This window comes from Polaribacter porphyrae, from assembly GCF_002954685.1.
Taxonomy (GTDB): Bacteria; Bacteroidota; Bacteroidia; order Flavobacteriales; family Flavobacteriaceae; genus Polaribacter; species Polaribacter porphyrae.
The window spans coordinates 921,383-940,923 of the sequence record NZ_MSCN01000001.1 but is presented as its reverse complement, the minus strand read 5'-3'; the positions used below and the strand labels follow the sequence as shown (position 1 = coordinate 940,923).

Sequence of the window (19,541 nt, the reverse complement as noted above, 5' to 3'; positions counted from 1 at the left end):
TTATTGATGATTAACAGAAATAAATATAGGCACTACTTTCGAAGTGTAAGATGATGAAGATGCGTTAAAAGCAATTTTATTAGTATTAAAATCAACTTCATTGCCTTTAAATGTTTTGTATTGCAATGCTTTTTTTATGTTAGCAACAAAATCACTAGGGCCATATTTTGCTTTACTAATGATGCTATTAATATCTAAACGTTCTTTACTGTATAAAACACAAAGTATATCTTGCCCAGGTTTATTATCAAACTCTATATAATAATCTTCATTAGGTATTGCAATTTCACTATTAGTGTAATTAAAAAATGGGCTAAAGTTTTCGAAAGGATACAACTTGTTTACAGACTTATCTGAACCTCCATAACCTATTAAATAAACATAACCTCTTTGTTTACTTTTTAAATAGATTCTAAACTGTGTACCAGAACTATAAGATTTATTAATTGCGTAAGTTGTCTTTAATTTTTTGTTTTTAGTAGCTTTAACAATATTAAAATTTCTTTTTGCTTCGCTACTTAATGTAGAAGGCATACTTCTACCATTGCTCAATTTTAATGTAATTTCTCCAGAAATTGTATTATACTTTTTTGTAGTTGTTGTATTATTATTAATTACTTTATTGGGAATGGAACCAGTGTTATCTACCAACACATAAGCGGTTTTTACATAGTTTTTGAAATCATTATATCTTACCCAGAAAAAACCACCATTTCTAAAACGAGTTCCCCAAGAATTCATAATTTCAAAAGCACCACCATATTTGTTATCATCATATCCTACAACAACCATTGCATGACCTCCTTTAGATGCTACAGTTGGAGCCGTCCATAAATCACCTGGACCACTTAATCTCCCATATTTAAACATACCAATTACAACCGGGTTTTTACTTGATATGGCTTTTTTTACTTTACTTACCAAATTATATGGATTATCCCATCTTGCCAATCTTTCAAAAGTTGCTATTTTATTATTTCTTGCTTTTTGCAAAGCATAACTATTTGGTTTAGTTGTACAGTTATTAGGATTATACCCAAACTCATTTTTTTTTAAAATACCAGAATTATTCATCAATTTCATTGCATCTGCTATAAAAGAACCTCTTTTACAATTATTATCTCCATAAGCTTTTATTTGATTATAAATAAATGAAGGTGAAAACGTATTTTGGTTGATTTTAGTTTTGTTATATTTCCAATTGTTTTTTATTGCATAAGCAATTGTTTTAGCTCCATAACCACTTGCCCAACCAACACAAGATGGCTGATTACCTTGGTTTCCTGGAGTAGGAGCATAAGGTTTTAGGCTATAACTTTTTGGAAGTCTAGTAAAACTTCTTGTTAAAATTGGTGCAGATAAAGGTACAGATTCATACTTTTCTTGGCTAAAATCTAAACCAGTAGCATATTCTTCATCTTGAGCATTTAGTAAAAATGAGAATAAAATTGCAACACAAAATAATCCGGATTTTTTCATTTTTTATATTTTAATGACACAAAACAAAGTTGGTGACTAAATATATAAAAAAAAATACGTCATTTGACGTATTTTTATAATTGATAGTTGAGTTTTTTTACTAGATTATAATCTAATAATTTTTTGAACTTTGTTTCTATTTAAATAGTTTTTGATAATAGTTTTAGCAATTTCTTTTTCTTCTATAGTAGTTAAAACTGATTTTAGAATGTCAATATTATTTTCTTGAAAAGCTAGATTGGTATATCCATAGCTATTAGCACTATTTTCTTTGATATAGATAATTGCTTTTTCTTCTACTTCACGACCTTTTTCTATAATTAAAAAATCATCATTATTAAAATTATCTTCAGTAATTTTAAATTTTCTTTTAAAATTAAATTTTGGTTTGATTTTTTCTAACTCTAAATAGTACTTTAATCGTGTAAAAAGTTCGCTACCAGTTTTATCAAAAGACACAGATATTGCTCTTTCCTGAATTTTTACAGCTCTTCTAGTATTTTTTAAAAAAAGTTTATTTATTTCATTTTTGATGTTTTTACCTCTACCAATATAAATCACTTTACCATTAGAATCATGAATGTAAAAAACACCATTAGTAGCTGGTAATTTATCAATTAAATTTTTGAGTCTTTCTTTTTCTAAACGTTTATCAAAATATTTTATAGAATTCTGGATAATAGATTTTTCAGTATCTTTTTCTAATAATAATTTGAATAATTTTACAGTAGCTAAAGCATCACCATTTGCTCTATGCCTATCTGTTATTGGTATACCTAAAGCTCTCGTGAGTTTTCCTAAACTGTACGAAGGCTGATTTTCTATTAATTTTTGACTTAACTCAACAGTACACAGGGTGTTTCTTTCAAAATCGAATCCTAAACGTTGGAACTCTGTTCTTAAAATTCGATAATCAAAAGCAGAATTATGAGCAACAATAATACAGTTTTTTGTTATTTTAACAATACGTTTTGCAACTTCAAAAAATTTAGGAGCATTTCGTAACATTTTGTTATTAATACCAGTTAGTTTTACAACAAAATCTTGAATTGTTTTTTCAGGGTTTACTAAAGAAATGAATTGATCAGTAATTTCATAACCGTCAAACTTATAGATGGCTATTTCAGTAATACCTTCTTCATTAAATTTACCCCCAGTTGTTTCAATATCTAAAATAGCGTACAATTTCTTTTCCTTTTTGAGGCGAAATTTACTGATTATAATCTCGTTTACCAAATATAGAGCTACCAACTCTAATCATATTACTTCCGTTTTTAATAGCTATATCATAATCTCCACTCATTCCCATAGATAACGTATGTAAATTGCAGTTTGTTGTTTGATGCTTTTTTGTATTCTGAAAGTAATTTTTTAAGGATGCAAATTCTTTATCAATTTGAGTTTTATTATCAGTAAAAGTAGACATACCCATTAGACCTACAATTGTAATATTTTCAAGTTCTGATAATTTTTCTGATGTTAAAATATTAGTAATTTCATCAAAAGTTAAACCGAATTTAGAATCTTCTTCAGCAATTTTTGCTTGCAATAAACAATTGATAATTCTATTATTTTTTTTGGCTTGTTTATTAATTTCCTTTAATGTCTTTAATTTATCTACACCATGAATCAAGTCTACAAAATGAGCCATATATTTTATTTTGTTACTTTGTAAATGACCAATCATGTGCCATTGAATATCTTTTGGCAGTTGCTCGTATTTTTCTGCCATTTCTTGTATTCGATTTTCACCAAAAATCCGCTGCCCAGCATTATAGGCTTCTTGCAAGTCTTCAACAGGTTTGGTTTTAGATACTGCAACAAGAATTACATTTTTTGGTAAATTAGATTTTATATTTTCTAAATTTTCTTTTACGCTCATCTTTTTAAATTAAAAAGATGCTAAAACTGGTTCAGCATCAAAATTCATACATTGTTAAACCACTTCTTAACTTTGGTTGTATATAAGTAGTTTTAGGTGGCATTTTTAAATTATTATCTGCAATTTCTTTCATTTCATTAACAGTAACAGGTATTAACCCAAAACCAACTTTAAACAAGCCACTATCTACTTTGGTTTTTAATGAGATAGAATCTACCTTGTTTTGAGCGTAGTAAATTCTATCATTATTTGTCAGGTCTTTAATTCCTAAAATAGGGTTTAAAATAGTTCTGTATAAAATTTCTGCATCCAATCTACTTAATGCATCAGTAAACAGGTAGTTGTTTTTTCTTAAATACAACGAATAAAACTCACCATTTAAATACATGCTAAAATGATGTTTTTTTGAGGGTTTATACAATTGTTGACCTCTATTTTCTATGCGAAATGTTTCATCTAATTGCATTAAAAACTCATCAGCTGAAAGCCCATTTAAATCTGTAATAAATCTATTGAATTCAGAAATATTTAAATTAGATTCTGGTATTAAGTAACTCATAAAATAATTATAAGCCTCATTACCTGTATGTTTTAGATTTTCTTCTTTTAAGTTTTTTGAAAGTAGGGCAGAAGAGGCAGTTCTATGATGACCATCTGCAATATATAAGGCATCAATTTTTTTAAATGCTCTTGTAATTTGAGAAATAGTTTTCTTATCAGTAATTAACCATAATTTGTGTAATCTTCTATCGGTTGTAGAAAATTCATATTCAGGTCTTTTTTCTTTTTCATTTTGAATGATTTGTGATATTGTTTCATCATCCTTAAAGGTTAATAATACTGGTTCTGCATTAAACCCAGTAATTTTTAAATAATTTTGAAAAAGTTGTTCTCTTTTACTAATTGTATCCTCATGTTTTTTTATAACATTCTCTAAATAATCTTGAACACTGGTGGCAGCTATAATACCACAATAAGAATGGCTTATGTCTATTCTTTCGTAAATGTAAAAAGCTGGAGCTTCATCTTGAATAAAAATTTTATTTTCTTTAAACTCTAAATATCGATTATGAACTAGTTTAAAACGTTGTGAACCAGAAACTTCTTGATGGTATTTATAACCAGGATTAATTACATGTAAAAATGTAAACGGATTAAAATCTAGCTTAGCACCTAATTCAGCAGGAGTGTATGCTTCATAAGACTTTGAAGACACCAGAGCCACTTTATCTCTGCTTGGTCTAACTGCTTTAAAAGGCTTTACTGTTGCCATTTTTAGTTTTTAGGTATTGTGCTTTAAGCGATTTTTTATCCTAATAATTTGATAATTTGTTCGGCTAATTCTAACCCAATTCTATTTTGAGCCTCTTTTGTTGCAGCTCCAATATGAGGTGTTAACGAAATTTCGGAATTCATTAATAATTGAACAGCAGGTGTAGGTTCAGTCTCAAAAACATCTAAACCAGCATATTGTACTTTTCCACTTTTTAAAGCACTTACTAAATCTACTTCATTTAAAACACCTCCTCTAGCTGCGTTGATAATGCCAATACCATCCTTCATTTTTTCAAATTCAGATGCAGATATGATATAATTTTCTTGAGCAGGTACATGTAATGTAATAAAATCTGCTTCATTTAAAACCTCGTCAAAGCTAATAGTATCAATTGTGAATGTTGATTTTTGACCATTAAAAAAGTCTAAAGTTATGTCTGCTGAATCAATAAAATTATCAGTGGCTAAAACTTTCATACCAAGACCTATCGCAATTTTTGCAACCTCTTGACCAATTCTCCCAAAACCAATAATACCAATAATTTTTCCTCGTAATTCAGTTCCTTGTGAGTATGCTTTTTTTAGTGCTTTAAACCTAGAATCACCTTCTAAAGGCATTTCTCTGTTGGAAGAATGTAAAAAACGTACCATTCCAAAAAGATGAGCAAAAACCAATTCAGCAACAGAACTTGAAGAAGCTGCAGGTGTATTAATTACATGCAATCCTTGATCTATGGCATATTCTACATCTATATTATCCATACCAACACCACCTCTTCCAATCAATTTTAAAGAAGGGCAAGCATCAATCAATTCTTGTTGAACTTGTGTTGCACTTCGTACCAAAATTGCATCAATATTATTTTTATTGATATAGTTTTCCAATTGATTTTGAGCAACTTTAACTGTGATTACTTCAAATCCTTCTTTTTCTAAAGCGTCAATTCCGCTTTGAGAAACTCCATCGTTTGCTAATATTTTCATCTTTTATTCAAATATTCAAAAATTGAAATATTTAAAAATTGTTACATCTTCAAATTTTCAAATTGTTACATTAATTTTTTCTTTCTAATTCTTGCATCACATCTACCAAAGCTTGTACACTATATAAAGGCAAAGCATTGTACATACTTGCTCTGTAGCCTCCAACACTTCTATGACCATTTAAACCATTTATGCCAGCTTCTTGCCACATTTTATCGAACTTTTCTTTTAAAGAATCATCAGTTAAAACAAATGTTGCATTCATTGTAGATCTATCCTCTTTGGCTACAATTCCTTTGAATAATGGGTTTCTGTCTATTTCATTATATAAAAGAGCAGCTTTTTTATTGTTAACTTCTTCAATAAATGAGATTCCTCCTAAATCTTTTAACCATTGTAAAGTGAGCATAGAAACGTACACTGCAAAAACTGAAGGCGTATTAAACATACTATCTTTATCAATATGAATTTGATAATTTAACATTGATGGGATGTGTCTTTCAACTTTTCCTAAAATTTCTTCTTTAATAATGACTAAAGTTGTTCCTGCTGGCCCCATATTTTTTTGTGCTCCAGCATAAATCAAGTCAAACTTTTCAAAATCTAATTGACGTGAAAAAATATCTGAACTCATATCACAAATCAAAGGGACATTGGTTTCTGGGAATTCTTTAATTTGAGTTCCTGCAACTGTATTATTGCTTGTACAGTGAAAATAATCAGAATCCTCTGGTATTGAATATACTTTTGGAATATACGAATAACCTTTATCTTTAGAAGAAGCTACTTCTATCAATTTTCCAAATGCTTTTGCCTCTTTTATGGCTTTGTCAGACCAAGTTCCTGTATTTAAATAGGCTGCTTTCTTGTTTAATAAGTTGTAAGCAACCATTAAAAACTCCATACTTGCACCACCTTGTAAAAACAACGCTTTGTAGCCTTTGCCTTCTAAACCTAGTAATTCTAAAGCTAAACTTCTTGCTTTTTCCATCACAGCAACAAAAGGTTTACTTCTGTGTGATATTTCTATCAATGATAAATCATCATTATTAAAATTTATGATTGCTTCTGATGCTTTTTGTAATACTTCTTGGGGCAGAATACAAGGTCCTGCACTAAAATTATGTTTTTTCATTTTTGTTTTGGTTAGTCATTACGAATGGAATGAAGTAATCTCTTTACAGAAAAGGAGATTGCCACAGTAAAATTCCATTTTACTTCGCAATGACAGGATTAATTTTATATTTTTGATAAAAATTCAAGCGTATTTACCCCATCAGCATAATCTGTTAATTGTGGATGTTGTGTTTGCCCAAAAGCAACTTCATTTTCTATAAAGTCTTTGGCAACAATACATTGAATCTTTTCTTTATCTTGATGTAATTTTATTTTTAAATCGATTTCATTGTCATAATATTCATAAAAAATAGTGGCAATAGGAGAGGAGTAGCTTTCATCTTCCTTAATCATTAAAAAACCATTTTCTAACAAATCGAATTCACTCATCAAATATACTGCTTTGTTATAATCGTAATTATTGGCATACTTTGCATTGTTGATGATATCTTTTTTAGTATACATTCCTGTAAAAAATAAGTCAAAATTAAAATCTTTTGGGACATATAATTTAGAAACAGATCTACAACCTAATCCAAAATATTGAAAAACATCATCAGCTAAATTGATAAAATCTTCTTCAGTTTCTTTACCTGTAATTACAGCTACAGAATTTCTACTTTTTCTGATAATACTGGGTTTGTCTTTAAAATAATACTCAAAATAACGAGCTGTATTATTGCTTCCTGTTGCAATTATGGCATCGAAATCGGTTAATTTTTTTTCTGTAAATGTTATTTTTCCTTTAAAATTTTTTTCTACATACTCCAAATATTTTGCTAAAAAGGGTAATAAGTGCCTGTCACTTGAGGATTGTTTTACCAAAACTGAATGACCTGAAATTAATACTGATAAAAAATCGTGGAAACCAACCAGAGGAATATTTCCTGCCATAATTATAGCAACTTTTTTATCTGATTGTTTATCAAAATCGATTGTATTTACAAAGCCATTTAAGTCGGATTCTGTCAAAGTTTTTGACCAACTTTCTAGAGCAAATAGAATATTATCTTTTGTAAACCAAGAATTATTTTCTTGTGCCAATTTAATTTGATGTATAAATCCATCAAAAAATAAATCATTATGTTCAATATTTTCTTTTTTATCAATCTTATTATTAGAAAATTGACTTAAAAAAGTGCCTAATTTTACGAAAGCCTCAATTCTATTTTGAATACTGTTCATTTATTTTGGTTGTAACTATTTTTGGGGTTATTTTTGCACTTGCAAATGTACAAAAACAGAAAAGAAAATTATGGCAATTATAATAACAGATGAATGTATAAATTGTGGGGCTTGCGAACCTGAATGCCCAAATACTGCAATTTACGAAGGTGCAGATGATTGGAAATATGCAGATGGTACAGATTTAAGTGGAAATGTTGTTTTACCAAACGGAAAAGAAGTTAATGCTGATGAAGACCAAGAACCTATTTCTGATGAAATTTATTATATAGCTCCTGATAAGTGTACAGAATGTATGGGCTTTCATGAAGAGCCACAATGTGCTGCAGTTTGCCCTGTAGATTGTTGTGTACCTGATGAAGATATTGTAGAAACTGAAGAAGAATTGTTAGGAAAACAAGCTTTTATGCATAATGAGTAACTAGATTTAATCTTTTAGATGAAAAAAAATAGCTTAAAATTCCGAATTAAATTCGGAATTTTTTATTTTTAAAACATTTATATTTGCACCGCAAAAATCTAATTTTGGTTTTGCATATTTTATCTTAAATACAAAGAAAATGAAAGCAGGAATTGTAGGATTACCAAATGTAGGAAAATCAACTTTATTTAACTGTTTATCAAACGCAAAAGCACAAAGTGCAAATTTTCCTTTTTGTACAATTGAACCTAATTTAGGTGTTGTAAATGTTCCTGATGAACGATTAGAAAAACTTGAAGAATTGGTAAATCCAGAAAAAGTAATTCCTGCTACAGTTGAGATTGTAGATATTGCTGGTTTGGTAAAAGGTGCTAGCAAAGGAGAAGGTTTAGGAAATCAGTTTTTGGCAAATATTCGTGAAACGGATGCTATTTTACACGTTTTACGTTGTTTTGATAATGATAATATTATTCATGTTGATAATTCTATTAATCCTGTAAGAGATAAAGAAACGATTGATATTGAGTTACAATTAAAGGATTTAGAAACTGTTCAAAAACGATTAGAGCGTGTTAAAAGAACTGCAAAAACAGGAAATAAAGAAGCACAAGCAGAGTTGGTTGTTTTACTAAAAGTAGAAGAAACTTTATTACAAGGAGTTTCTGTAAGGGCTTTAGAGTTTTCAGAAAAAGAAATAGAGTTTGTGCAATCTTTACAGTTTATTACTTCAAAACCAGTTTTATATGTTTGTAATGTTGATGAAAATTCAGCAGTATCTGGTAACGAATATGTAGAAAAAGTAAAAGAAGCTGTAAAAGACGAAGATGCAGAAGTTATTGTTTTGGCTGTGGGTACAGAAGCAGATATTACAGAGTTAGAAGATTATGAAGAGCGTCAAATGTTTTTAGAAGATATTGGTTTAGAAGAAGCTGGTGTTTCACGTTTAATTCGTTCTGCCTATAAATTATTAAACTTACAAACTTATTTTACAGCAGGTGTAAAAGAAGTTAGAGCTTGGACAATTCCTATTGGTTCAACTGCACCACAAGCTGCAGGTGTAATTCACACTGATTTTGAAAAAGGATTTATTAGAGCAGAAACCATTTCTTATGAAGACTATGTTACTTATGGATCGGAAGCCAAAGTTAAAGAAGCTGGTAAGATGAGAGTTGAAGGTAAAGACTATATTGTAAAAGATGGAGATGTGATGCATTTTAGATTTAATGTATAAATCTATTACCCAAATCTTTCATGAAATTAAAGGCTGTCTAAAAAGTAAATTTTGCTGTCGTTTTAGCTGTAATGTAGAAATTTGAATTCATTTGAATGTAACTAAATTAGATTTTTTATTTTTAGTATATTTAGTTGAGAATTGATAAGAATACTTTGTGAAGCTAATTGAAGGGCTCATAATGAACTGTAAAATACTTTTTAGAGAGCTTGTTTTAAAACTTAAAAATCATATTTTAAACTTATAGCTTGATAATTTTCTCCGAAGAAATTTTGATCCATAACTGGAGATAATGAGATAGACTCATTTTTCTTTTGATGTAGCACTGGTGTGTAATATCCAACCAAGGCTCCTATACCATAACCTACCAATACATCAGTTAAAAAATGCTGACCTGCTCGCATTCTAAAATAACCAACTGTTGCTGGTAAAATTGCTGCACCTGCATAAATATAAGGTATAGCTGGTGAGTCTGGGTTATAATCTTGATATACTTTTGCTGCAAAAAAACTAGCAGTAGCAGTTGCAGCCACATGCCCAGAGAAAAAAGATCTTGTAGCCGTAATTCTTTTTTTACTTTCTAAAGTTTTGGTAGTGGTATTGTACACATAAGGCCTAGCTCTTCTAGTAATTCCTGCAGATATAGTAAATAAAGTAGATGTTGTAGTTAAGGCTTGTAAATACATCCCCATAAACTGACCTGTATGGTTATTTACATCATCATCTAAAAGTAATACAAGAGGTGCTGCAAATGACATTGTAAAAGGGATATCACTATTTTTACTTGCAGTTTCAGAATACTTACCAGCCACCCATCTGTCTAAAAAATTAATATTATCTTGTTGAATAATAAATCTATTAATTTCTGCATCTGTAAAAGGTTCTTTATTTTTTATAATAGATAAACCCAAAGCAGTACCTGCGATTCCAGAACCTAACCAAATACCATCTCTTTTCCATTTCCACTCATAAGGAGAGGTGTTTTGTTGAGTACATATCGGTTGTGAAAAGATAAAGAATAAAATAAGTGTTAATGCTGTTTTTCTCATAATTTCTATTTTGTACAAAGAAACTATATATATGTATTTTCAATTATCTCTTTTCCTAGAAAAATTAACTCAATTAAAACTTTTTTCTAAAATTTAATTAAAAGAACAGCAATATTAATAAAATTAAGTATATAAGCTGAATTTTGGAATATCAAAATACTATTCATCTAATAAAAAATGCTTTTTGATCTAAATAAGACATCTATTTAACATTTTTTTTGAGAATAAATAATAAATAATTGTTATTTTTACTCATCCCTAAAATCAATTATTATGTTATATCCCTATTCTGAAATCATATTATACAAAGCTCTTTTATTAAACTCATCTTTTTATTATGTGGTATTATATTCTTTAATTTTTATCTTGGCTTTAGCATTTATATCAAGTAGAATTAGAAAAATCAAAGAAAAAGAAGATAAAATATTTTATGATAAAATTTATAATTCAATATAAAATTCCTCACATCTTATGTAATATCCACTGTTCAGTGGATATTTTTTTATGATTTAAATTAAATAAGAATTAAATTAGTTCTAGAAGTTTACCAAAACTACTTCTTCATATATTTTTTGATTAAAAAGACATCATCTCAATATAACCAATAAACTTTATTAAAAAGTAATAATAAATTATTGTTATTTAAATAATCAAATGAAATCTAAACTTGTAAAATTCTAAAATAAAAATCATTATTTATTTTTTCTTATCTATAAAAAAAAACATTTCACCTATACAATTTTTCCATTCGTATAATAATTAAGAGTTAAAGGTTATTAATTATTAATTTTGACTAACGAAAAATCTAAATTATGTTACTATCATTTTATAAAATTACTTTTTTAAAAGCTTTTGCATCAGAATTTATAGATTACACAGTGCTTACAATAGCTTTCTTTTTACTTTTTATGCTAATCAATGAATTTTTTGGTAAACCAAGAGTAGAAGTAAAATCTCAAGAAAATGAATTAACATTTATTAAAGGAAGTACCATAATAAGTTAAGAAATAGAAATAGTTAGATACAGTAATATTTGTTTTAAAAAAGCAGCTATAAGGCTGCTTTTTTATTTTATAATGTTACAATATTTTATAAATTTTTATAAAAGGGAAGTTTAACAACAGTCGCAGGAATTGCCTTTTTACGAACCTGAATATGAATTTGAGTTCCAGATTTTGCAAATACTCTTGGTACATAACCCAAACCAATTCCTTTACCCAAACTTGGACTCATTGTACCAGAAGTTACATTACCAATAATGTTTCCATTACCATCAACTATATCATAACCTTGTCTAGGAATTCCTCTATCATTCAGTTCAAAAGCCACCAAACGCCTTTCTGGTTTTTGTTCTTTCTGTTTGGCTAAAGCATCAGCGTTTACAAAATCTTTAGTAAATTTTGTAATCCAACCTAAACCAGCTTCGATAGGTGATGTTGTATCATCAATATCGTTTCCATACAAGCAATATCCCATTTCTAAACGCAATGTATCTCTTGCAGCTAATCCTATTGGTTTTATGCCAAAACTAGAACCTGCCTCAAAAACTTTATTCCATATTTGTTCAACTTCAGAATTTTTACAATAAATTTCGAATCCACCAGAACCAGTATAACCAGTTGCAGAAATAATTACGTTTTCAATACCTGCAAAATCGCCGATTTTAAACTTGTAAAAAGGAATGCCTGCCAAATCTAAAGAAGATAGAGGTTGCATTGCTTCTACAGCTTTTGGTCCTTGGATGGCTAATAAAGAATAATCTTCTGATAAATCTCTTAAATCAGCTCCAAACTTTTCGTTGTATTTAAAGATCCAATTCCAGTCTTTTTCGATATTAGAAGCATTTACCACTAATAAATATGTATTCTCTTTGATTCTGTAGCAGATTAAATCATCTACAATTCCATTGTCTTCATTAGGGAAACAGCTATACTGTGCATCACCAATTTCTAATTTAGAAGCATCATTAGAAGTTACTTTCTGAATTAATGCTAATGCATTTTTACCAGAAATTAAAAATTCACCCATATGACTTACATCAAAAACACCAACTCCATTTCTAACAGTTAAATGTTCAGTTGTAACACCTTTATAGGATACAGGCATATTATAACCTGCAAAAGGCACCATTTTTGCTCCTAAATTTACATGAGTTGTATGCAATGCTATATTTTTCATTTATAGAATTCTTTAATTTTCTGCTAAATTATTGAAAAATCAGGAATTAATAGGCATGAATATTCTGTTAATATTTTGATATCAGAAAAGAAATAATATTACATTTGAAATTATAACCCATAAACCTTTTCTATGAAAATTTATAAAATCTTATATCTTTTGTTTTTTCTGATTTCTTTTAATAATTTCTCATTAAAAGCACAAAATCAGAATTTTACAAGACAAGATACACTTCGTGGTTCTATTACAAAAGAAAGAATTTGGTGGGATTTAAAATATTATCATTTAGATATACAGATTTTTCCAAAAACAAAATTTATTAAAGGTAAAAACACCATAAAATATAAAGTTTTAAAGCCTCATAATGTCTTGCAAATTGACTTGCAATCACCATTAAAAATTACCAATATCAAACAAAATAACAAAGAATTAAAAGTAATTTCAGAAGGAAATGCACATTTTGTAAATTTAATTGATGAGCAAAAAGTAGGTTCTGTTAATTCAGTTGTTGTTTATTATGAAGGAAATCCAAAAGAAGCCAAAAATGCACCTTGGGATGGAGGTTTTTCTTGGAAAAAAGATAAAAACGGAAACGATTTTATAGCAACTTCTTGCCAAGGTTTAGGAGCTAGTGTTTGGTGGCCTAATAAAGACCATATGTATGATGAAGTTGAAAGTATGGATATTAGTGTTCGAGTTCCATCTCATTTAATGAACATTTCTAATGGTAATTTAGTTGAAACTGAAAAGCACAAAGACAATACAACTACGTATCATTGGGCTGTTAAAAATCCTATTAATAACTATGGAGTAAATTTGAATATTGGAGATTTTGTGCATTTTTCAGAGAAATATAAAGGTAAAGGAGGGTTATTAGATATGGACTATTATGTAATTTCGTACAATCTGGATAAAGCAAAAAAACAATTTAAACAAGCCCCAAAAATGATGAAAGCTTTTGAGCATTGGTTTGGAAAATATCCTTTTTATGAGGATGGATTTAAATTAGTAGAGGTTCCTTATTTAGGCATGGAACATCAAAGTTCAGTAACTTATGGGAATAAATTTAAAAACGGTTATTTAGGTAGAGATTTATCGGGTACAGGTTGGGGTTTAAAGTTTGACTTTATTATCATTCACGAATCTGGTCACGAATGGTTTGCCAATAATATTACTTATAAAGATGCTGCAGACATGTGGATTCACGAGAGTTTTACAGCATATTCAGAAAACTTATATTTAAACTATTATTATGGTAAAAAAGCTGCTTCAGAATACGTTATTGGAACTAGAAGAAACATTAAAAATGACAAGCCAATTATTGGTAATTATGGAGTAAATAATTCGGGTTCTGGAGATATGTATTATAAAGGTGCTAATATGTTGCATACCATTCGTCATTTAATAAATAATGATAGAAAATGGAGAAAAATATTACAAGGACTAAATAAAACATTCTGGCATAAAACAGTTACAACACAACAGATTGAAAAATATTTATCTAAAAAATCTAAAATAGATTTGTCTAAAGTTTTTGATCAATATTTAAGAGACATTCGCATTCCAGAATTAATGTATCATATTGAAAATAATACATTAAAATACAAATGGAATAATGTAGTTGATGGATTTAATATGTCTGTAAAGATTCATATAAATGATAAAGCTGTAAATTTAAAACCAACAACGAGTTGGAAAACAAAAAAGCTAAAAACTACAAACAATTATTTAAAAATTGACATTAATTATTTTGCTACAGCGAAAAAAATTGAATAATTGTCAAATATCATACTTAAAAATTAAATTACGAATGAGCAAAGAACAACCTAATAATTCACTACATGGCATTAAATTAGCCACAATTTTAGAAGAATTGTATTTAGAATATGGTTGGGAAGAATTAGGGTATTCTTTAAATATTAATGCCTTTAAGAATAATACAACGTATAAATCTTCATTAAAATTTTTGAGAACTACACCTTGGGCTAGAGAAAAAGTAGAAAAATTTTACTTAAAAAATATGATTGATTAGTTTTTGAAAATAATTCAGTATTATTCTATAGCTCGTTTTCTCTTTTTTTTTAAAATTATTTAATTTTTCCAATTTCATCAATTTCATTGTTCTTTTTTTTAGGGAATCTTAAAAGAACTCTTTCAATAACTAAATTTCTATCTTGAGCCCATTCAGGGTATTCTTTCCAATCAGTTTTATTCTCAAAATGAACAACAAAAGTTCCTATGTCAAATCCAGCTCTTATATCAATACTTTCCCATTTGTTATTTATTTTTTCCGAATAAATTATCTTGTCTCTATTAAATTTCTGAACTTTCCAACCAAGTTTATCATCTCTAACTCTCTTAATTAGTTTTTCAACATAAACCCCAATTATAAATAGTAAAATAAGTAATAAATAGTTCATTTTTACATTGATATTATCTCCAAAACCAATTCTTTAGTTAAAGGCTTACCATTAGCTGTTTTTTTGATGTTTTCAAAAGTGAAAATAAAATCACATCCATTTTTATAATCAGAACAACCGTAAGCTGTTTTTCCTTTTAGAATAGTTCCTTTTTTACATTTTGGACAAGGAATTTTTTCTATGCTGTCTTTACGAGGAGTTTGCGACGAAGTAATCTCTTTGTTACTTTTAGATTGCTTCATTTCATTCGCAATGACATTTTGCTTCGGCTCAAATTTCAAAGTAAAATTGTCATCAAAACGAACTAAACCTTCAGTGGATTTTCCATCAATTTTAAAACCCTTTAAATTGGTAGTACAACCTTTGTCAATCAACCTAATAATTTGATTTTCTGAAATTTTCTTCTCTAAAAATTGAAAAGGAATTTTAAACTTACAATTGTTTTTATATTCAGAACAGCCAAAAGCAGAAGAACCTTTTAATAATTGTCCTTTTTTACATTTTGGACAGGTTTTTCCTGAAACTTGTTTTTTGTCTTTACGAGGACTTGAGGACGAAGTAATCTTTTTATTATTTGTAGATTGTTTCATTTCATTCGCAATGACATTTGAAGATATTCTTTTTTTAGAGGAATTAGAACGTACTTCATACACCAATTCATCAACCATTTTTTTCATGTTTTTGATGAAAGTTCCAGCATTGAATTCCCCTCTTTCAATTTCTTTCAAACGCTTTTCCCATCTACCTGTTAATTCAGCTGATTTTAATAATTCGTTATCAATAATGTTGATTAGATCAATTCCTGTTTGTGTAGGTAAAACGAGTTTCTTTTTACGCTCAATATATTTTCTTCGAAATAAAGTTTCAATAATACTTGCTCTGGTTGATGGTCTTCCAATTCCGTTTTCTTTCATCAACTCACGCATTTCATCATCATCTACTTGTTTGCCAGCAGTTTCCATTGCTCTCAATAAAGAAGCTTCTGTATAATTTCGTGGTGGTTTTGTTTCCTTTTCTAAAAAAGAGGGTTCATGTTTTCCTTTTTCACCTTTTACAAAAGTTGGTAAAACATTCTTGTCATTACGAGGAGTTTTCGACGAAGTAATCTCTTTATTATTTTCAGATTGCTTCATTTCATTCGCAATGACATTTTTATCTTCAAACACAACTCTCCAGCCTTTATTAATGATTTCTTTTCCTGTTGTTTTAAAAGGAACTTCAGCAGCTTTACCTATAACAGAGGTGTTAGATACATCAGAATCTGGATAAAAAACGGCAATGAAACGTTTGGTAATAATATCATAAACCTTTTGTTGATTGTATTGTAAATTTCCTTCAATTCCTGTCGGAATTATTGCATGGTGATCCGTTACTTTTTTATCATCAAAAACACGTTTTGTTTTCTTTATCTTCTTTCCTAAAAGAGGTTGTGTTAATTCTGAATAAATAGTTAGTTTTGATAAAATTCCGTGGACTTTAGGATACAAATCATTGGGTAAAAAAGTAGTATCCACTCTTGGATAGGTAACTACTTTCATTTCATACAATTTCTGCACCATTTTTAAAGTTTCATCCGCAGAAAACCCGAATTTATTGTTGCAATACACTTGTAATCCTGTTAAATCAAACAATTTTGGAGCGTATTCTTTTCCTTTCTTTTTAATAACAGAAACAATTTCGAATTCAGATTGCGCAACTTTATCTGCTAAAACTTGTCCATCTTCTTTTTTTAGAAAACGACCATCTTCATAATTAAATAGCGTATTTCTGTAGGTGGTTTGCAATTCCCAATAAGGTTGAGGCTTAAAATTTTGGATTTCAAAATATCGATTTACCAACATTGCTAGAGTAGGAGTTTGCACTCTTCCAACAGACAATACTTGTTTGTAACCACCAAATTTAACCGTATATAAACGAGTTGCGTTTAAACCCAATAGCCAATCTCCAATGGCTCTAGAATAACCAGCATAATAGAGATTATCATATTTTTGTGACGATTCTAAATTCTTAAATCCGTCTTTTATGGCTTCTTCTGTTAAAGAGGAAATCCATAAACGTTGCACTTCGCCTTTATAATTACATTGGTTGATGACCCATCTTTGAATCAATTCTCCTTCTGTTCCTGCATCCCCACAATTGATAACCACATCTGCTTTTTCAAATAAAGATTTCACAATATTAAACTGCTTTTTGATACCTGAATCTCCTGTAACTTTCGTGTCAAAACGTTCTGGTAACATAGGTAAATTGTTCAAGTCCCAACTTTTCCAATGCGGTTTGTAATCTTTAGGTTCTAAAAGTGTGCATAAATGCCCAAAAGTGTAGGTTACAGCATAGCCATTGCCTTCATAGAAACCATCACGTTTTGTTTTGGCTCCTAGAATGTTAGCAATTTCTCTTGCAACACTTGGTTTTTCGGCTATACAGACTTTCAATATTGGGTAGTTTTATGAGGTCGAAAATAAGGAAATAATTGAGAAGTTTTATAAATCCTTTTTTAACTTTTTAACCTGTAAAATCAATTTTTCTATTAGATAATTTATTCACTTTAAATTTAGCTAATTTATAGAAGTAAATTTGTATTAAGATAGTTCTTTTAAAACATATTTATAAGAATATCTTTTGCCTTCATCTAATTTTTTCTTTTTAAATGTATTTCCCTTTTTGAGAAGTATTTACTTCATTATAAAAATTACTATCAAAAGATAGTTTAGTAGCTATGCAAGCTACAAATTATTAAAACTAGAAGTTCGCACAATTTTATAATATCAAGACTTTGTTTTTTAATTGTAAATCACTTATCTATCAAGCATTTCATTCAAATAATACTAACCAAAGTAAATACAGATAAACCAAATGAGCGGATGGATAATTTGCTAAAGAAATGTATAGCTAACAAAAATAAAATCTATTGAGAGAATGAAGTATTAAGAGAATTAATTATAGTGCGTTTATCATTCCTTAAGTGGAAAATTAAAGCATTTGGATAAATAATTACAAGGAATTGTACAAAAGTTTTCATATTTATTAAAACAAAAATAACTTACTTTATTAAGAAGTAAATCTAAAACTGGACTTAAAATAGCATTATTTTAATAGTTGTTAAAGGTGAATTTAATGAGTTTTAAATACTTAAAATCATATTTTTATATTTATACAATACCTAAATCTGGAAGGAACATTAAAAGCAAATAAAATAGTAAATTTAGAAACTTAACTTCTATTATTTGTCTAAAAATCTGTAAATATAACAAACGTGAGTTCGATTTAAGAAACACCGATATTAGGTGAAAATCTTATTGTTTTAATGCTAGGTTGAGCATCAAGAAAACAATATGCAGTTAACCCAGCTATCAAATTTCCAATGAAGTTATCAAAAGAACGATGTCTTGAATATTTTATTTGGTAAGTGTTTTTAACAGGTTATTTATAGACTCTATAATAGCTTTTTTTCTTAAGTAAACTTTATCTATAAATTCGAGTACTTTCTTTTTCATATTCTTTCTTGATTTTGTGACTAAATGAATTCCATTTACAAATAATTTATCAAATAAATCTTTACCTGGATAACCTTTATTTCCAAATATTTTGTTGCGAAAGGTTTTATTTTTAATGGACTTCTGTCATCTACATTAGCTTTTCTAATTAAAAAATCAACAATTTGACCTTTGTCATTGTAAAATAAATGTAATTTAACCCCATAAAACCAACCTAATGTTACATAGGTCTTTTCTGCAATGCTTTTGAATACTTTATGCTGTTTTTCTCTTTTGTAATGAGGCACTTTAATTACGTTAAAATCTATAAAAGAAATTCCTAAACATTTTCCCAAACTCAAGAGTTTAAATAGACTGCTAAAGGTTGTATTACTTGTTTTTGTCATTCTACAAATCGATTAAAAGACACTGTATCAGGAAAAAAAATCATCCATATGTTTGTAGATATAATAGAGGTAGAAATGTTTTTAAAATATGATATGATTTTAGCTGAAAGATAACCATAATAGTCATTATTTCACTTTTACTCATTTTAGATTTTAGGTTGCGTTTTTTGGGTTTAAAAGTATCTAAAATGCTATGTTTTGTTAAAATAACATCAAATTCTTTTAAAAATTGTCTAGATTAAAAAAATTCAATAATTCTAGTGTCAGAAATCATAAGCGAGATAATTTTAGCATATTGGAATTCAGTACTTTAATTTACTGCTTTTTTCTATCAAAAAAAAAATCAACTCTTTATGTAGAACTCACATTAATATAGATGTGAGATTTTTCGATTACACTTTTACTTCATAAGATACTTTCAATCAAAGTATATTTTGA

The 19,541-nt window shown here is 28.4% G+C and carries 16 protein-coding genes and 1 pseudogene; 5 read left to right on the top strand and 12 right to left on the bottom strand.

Annotated features, from left to right (window positions below):
- The 7 genes from BTO18_RS04330 to BTO18_RS04300 all read right to left on the bottom strand — a co-directional run bounded on the left by BTO18_RS04330 (position 1) and on the right by BTO18_RS04300 (position 7,921).
- Complete coding sequence (locus tag BTO18_RS04330) at positions 1–1,479, bottom strand: C1 family peptidase (RefSeq protein WP_105015053.1); 1,479 nt, start codon at positions 1,477–1,479, stop codon at positions 1–3.
- Positions 1,480–1,584: 105 nt separating this feature from the next.
- Positions 1,585–2,664 (bottom strand): exonuclease domain-containing protein, encoded by a 1,080-nt coding sequence (locus BTO18_RS04325; protein ID WP_105015052.1) that lies wholly within the window; start codon positions 2,662–2,664, stop codon positions 1,585–1,587.
- 25 nt (positions 2,665–2,689) lie between these two features.
- Positions 2,690–3,361, bottom strand: a complete 672-nt coding sequence (locus BTO18_RS04320; RefSeq protein ID WP_105015051.1) for a YggS family pyridoxal phosphate-dependent enzyme — start codon at positions 3,359–3,361, stop codon at positions 2,690–2,692.
- Positions 3,362–3,398: 37 nt separating this feature from the next.
- Positions 3,399–4,634, bottom strand: coding sequence for a DUF1015 domain-containing protein (locus BTO18_RS04315; RefSeq protein ID WP_105015050.1), 1,236 nt, complete (start codon positions 4,632–4,634; stop codon positions 3,399–3,401).
- Between the two features lie 35 nt (positions 4,635–4,669).
- Positions 4,670–5,620: a D-2-hydroxyacid dehydrogenase gene (locus BTO18_RS04310; protein ID WP_105015049.1), complete on the bottom strand. Its 951-nt coding sequence runs from the start codon at positions 5,618–5,620 to the stop codon at positions 4,670–4,672.
- A gap of 70 nt (positions 5,621–5,690) precedes the next feature.
- On the bottom strand, positions 5,691–6,755 hold the full coding sequence (gene serC, locus BTO18_RS04305) for a 3-phosphoserine/phosphohydroxythreonine transaminase (RefSeq protein WP_105015048.1): 1,065 nt from the start codon (positions 6,753–6,755) through the stop codon (positions 5,691–5,693).
- Positions 6,756–6,859: 104 nt separating this feature from the next.
- Positions 6,860–7,921: an acyl-CoA reductase gene (locus BTO18_RS04300; protein WP_105015047.1), complete on the bottom strand. Its 1,062-nt coding sequence runs from the start codon at positions 7,919–7,921 to the stop codon at positions 6,860–6,862.
- Positions 7,922–7,991: 70 nt separating this feature from the next.
- Here BTO18_RS04300 and BTO18_RS04295 point away from each other — a divergent pair, with 70 nt between their 5' ends.
- Both BTO18_RS04295 and ychF read left to right on the top strand, forming a co-directional pair.
- On the top strand, positions 7,992–8,342 hold the full coding sequence (locus BTO18_RS04295) for a 4Fe-4S dicluster domain-containing protein (RefSeq protein ID WP_105015046.1): 351 nt from the start codon (positions 7,992–7,994) through the stop codon (positions 8,340–8,342).
- Positions 8,343–8,481: 139 nt separating this feature from the next.
- Entirely contained in the window at positions 8,482–9,573 is a 1,092-nt protein-coding gene (gene ychF / locus BTO18_RS04290; RefSeq protein ID WP_105015045.1) for a redox-regulated ATPase YchF, read from the top strand.
- Between the two features lie 221 nt (positions 9,574–9,794).
- Here ychF and BTO18_RS04285 read toward each other — a convergent pair whose 3' ends face one another.
- Entirely contained in the window at positions 9,795–10,622 is an 828-nt protein-coding gene (locus BTO18_RS04285) for a phosphatase PAP2 family protein (protein WP_105015044.1), read from the bottom strand.
- 812 nt (positions 10,623–11,434) lie between these two features.
- Here BTO18_RS04285 and BTO18_RS04275 point away from each other — a divergent pair.
- Complete coding sequence (locus BTO18_RS04275) at positions 11,435–11,626, top strand: hypothetical protein (protein ID WP_105015042.1); 192 nt, start codon at positions 11,435–11,437, stop codon at positions 11,624–11,626.
- Positions 11,627–11,711: 85 nt separating this feature from the next.
- Here the strand turns inward: BTO18_RS04275 and gcvT are convergent, their stop codons facing one another.
- A complete protein-coding gene (gene gcvT, locus BTO18_RS04270) occupies positions 11,712–12,800 on the bottom strand; it encodes a glycine cleavage system aminomethyltransferase GcvT (RefSeq protein ID WP_105015041.1) in 1,089 nt (362 codons plus the stop codon).
- 132 nt (positions 12,801–12,932) lie between these two features.
- Between gcvT and BTO18_RS04265 the strand changes: the two genes are divergently transcribed.
- Positions 12,933–14,576, top strand: coding sequence for a M1 family metallopeptidase (locus BTO18_RS04265; protein ID WP_105015040.1), 1,644 nt, complete (start codon positions 12,933–12,935; stop codon positions 14,574–14,576).
- Positions 14,577–14,610: 34 nt separating this feature from the next.
- A complete protein-coding gene (locus tag BTO18_RS04260; protein WP_105017493.1) occupies positions 14,611–14,832 on the top strand; it encodes a VF530 family protein in 222 nt (73 codons plus the stop codon).
- 55 nt (positions 14,833–14,887) lie between these two features.
- Here BTO18_RS04260 and BTO18_RS04255 read toward each other — a convergent pair whose 3' ends face one another.
- From BTO18_RS04255 to BTO18_RS18215, 3 genes and pseudogenes are all read right to left on the bottom strand, one after another.
- The gene (locus BTO18_RS04255; RefSeq protein WP_105015039.1) at positions 14,888–15,220 is read right to left on the bottom strand and encodes a hypothetical protein; all 333 of its coding nucleotides are present in this window, start codon (positions 15,218–15,220) and stop codon (positions 14,888–14,890) included.
- A 2-nt stretch (positions 15,221–15,222) separates the two neighbouring features.
- Entirely contained in the window at positions 15,223–17,655 is a 2,433-nt protein-coding gene (locus BTO18_RS04250; protein ID WP_105015038.1) for a type IA DNA topoisomerase, read from the bottom strand.
- Between the two features lie 832 nt (positions 17,656–18,487).
- Positions 18,488–19,311: pseudogene (locus BTO18_RS18215) on the bottom strand (IS982 family transposase).
- Positions 19,312–19,541: the final 230 nt, after the last annotated feature.

Bases quoted from the DNA above. Each gene is read 5' to 3' on its own strand.
- BTO18_RS04275 (WP_105015042.1), top strand. From the start codon at position 11,435: ATGTTACTATCATTTTATAAAATTACTTTTTTAAAAGCTTTTGCATCA.
- gcvT (WP_105015041.1), bottom strand. From the start codon at position 12,800: ATGAAAAATATAGCATTGCATACAACTCATGTAAATTTAGGAGCAAAA.
- BTO18_RS04330 (WP_105015053.1), bottom strand. From the start codon at position 1,479: ATGAAAAAATCCGGATTATTTTGTGTTGCAATTTTATTCTCATTTTTA.
- BTO18_RS04320 (WP_105015051.1), bottom strand. From the start codon at position 3,361: ATGAGCGTAAAAGAAAATTTAGAAAATATAAAATCTAATTTACCAAAA.
- BTO18_RS04315 (WP_105015050.1), bottom strand. From the start codon at position 4,634: ATGGCAACAGTAAAGCCTTTTAAAGCAGTTAGACCAAGCAGAGATAAA.
- ychF (WP_105015045.1), top strand. From the start codon at position 8,482: ATGAAAGCAGGAATTGTAGGATTACCAAATGTAGGAAAATCAACTTTA.
- BTO18_RS04295 (WP_105015046.1), top strand. From the start codon at position 7,992: ATGGCAATTATAATAACAGATGAATGTATAAATTGTGGGGCTTGCGAA.
- BTO18_RS04255 (WP_105015039.1), bottom strand. From the start codon at position 15,220: ATGAACTATTTATTACTTATTTTACTATTTATAATTGGGGTTTATGTT.
- BTO18_RS04260 (WP_105017493.1), top strand. From the start codon at position 14,611: ATGAGCAAAGAACAACCTAATAATTCACTACATGGCATTAAATTAGCC.
- BTO18_RS04285 (WP_105015044.1), bottom strand. From the start codon at position 10,622: ATGAGAAAAACAGCATTAACACTTATTTTATTCTTTATCTTTTCACAA.
- serC (WP_105015048.1), bottom strand. From the start codon at position 6,755: ATGAAAAAACATAATTTTAGTGCAGGACCTTGTATTCTGCCCCAAGAA.
- BTO18_RS04265 (WP_105015040.1), top strand. From the start codon at position 12,933: ATGAAAATTTATAAAATCTTATATCTTTTGTTTTTTCTGATTTCTTTT.
- BTO18_RS04300 (WP_105015047.1), bottom strand. From the start codon at position 7,921: ATGAACAGTATTCAAAATAGAATTGAGGCTTTCGTAAAATTAGGCACT.
- BTO18_RS04310 (WP_105015049.1), bottom strand. From the start codon at position 5,620: ATGAAAATATTAGCAAACGATGGAGTTTCTCAAAGCGGAATTGACGCT.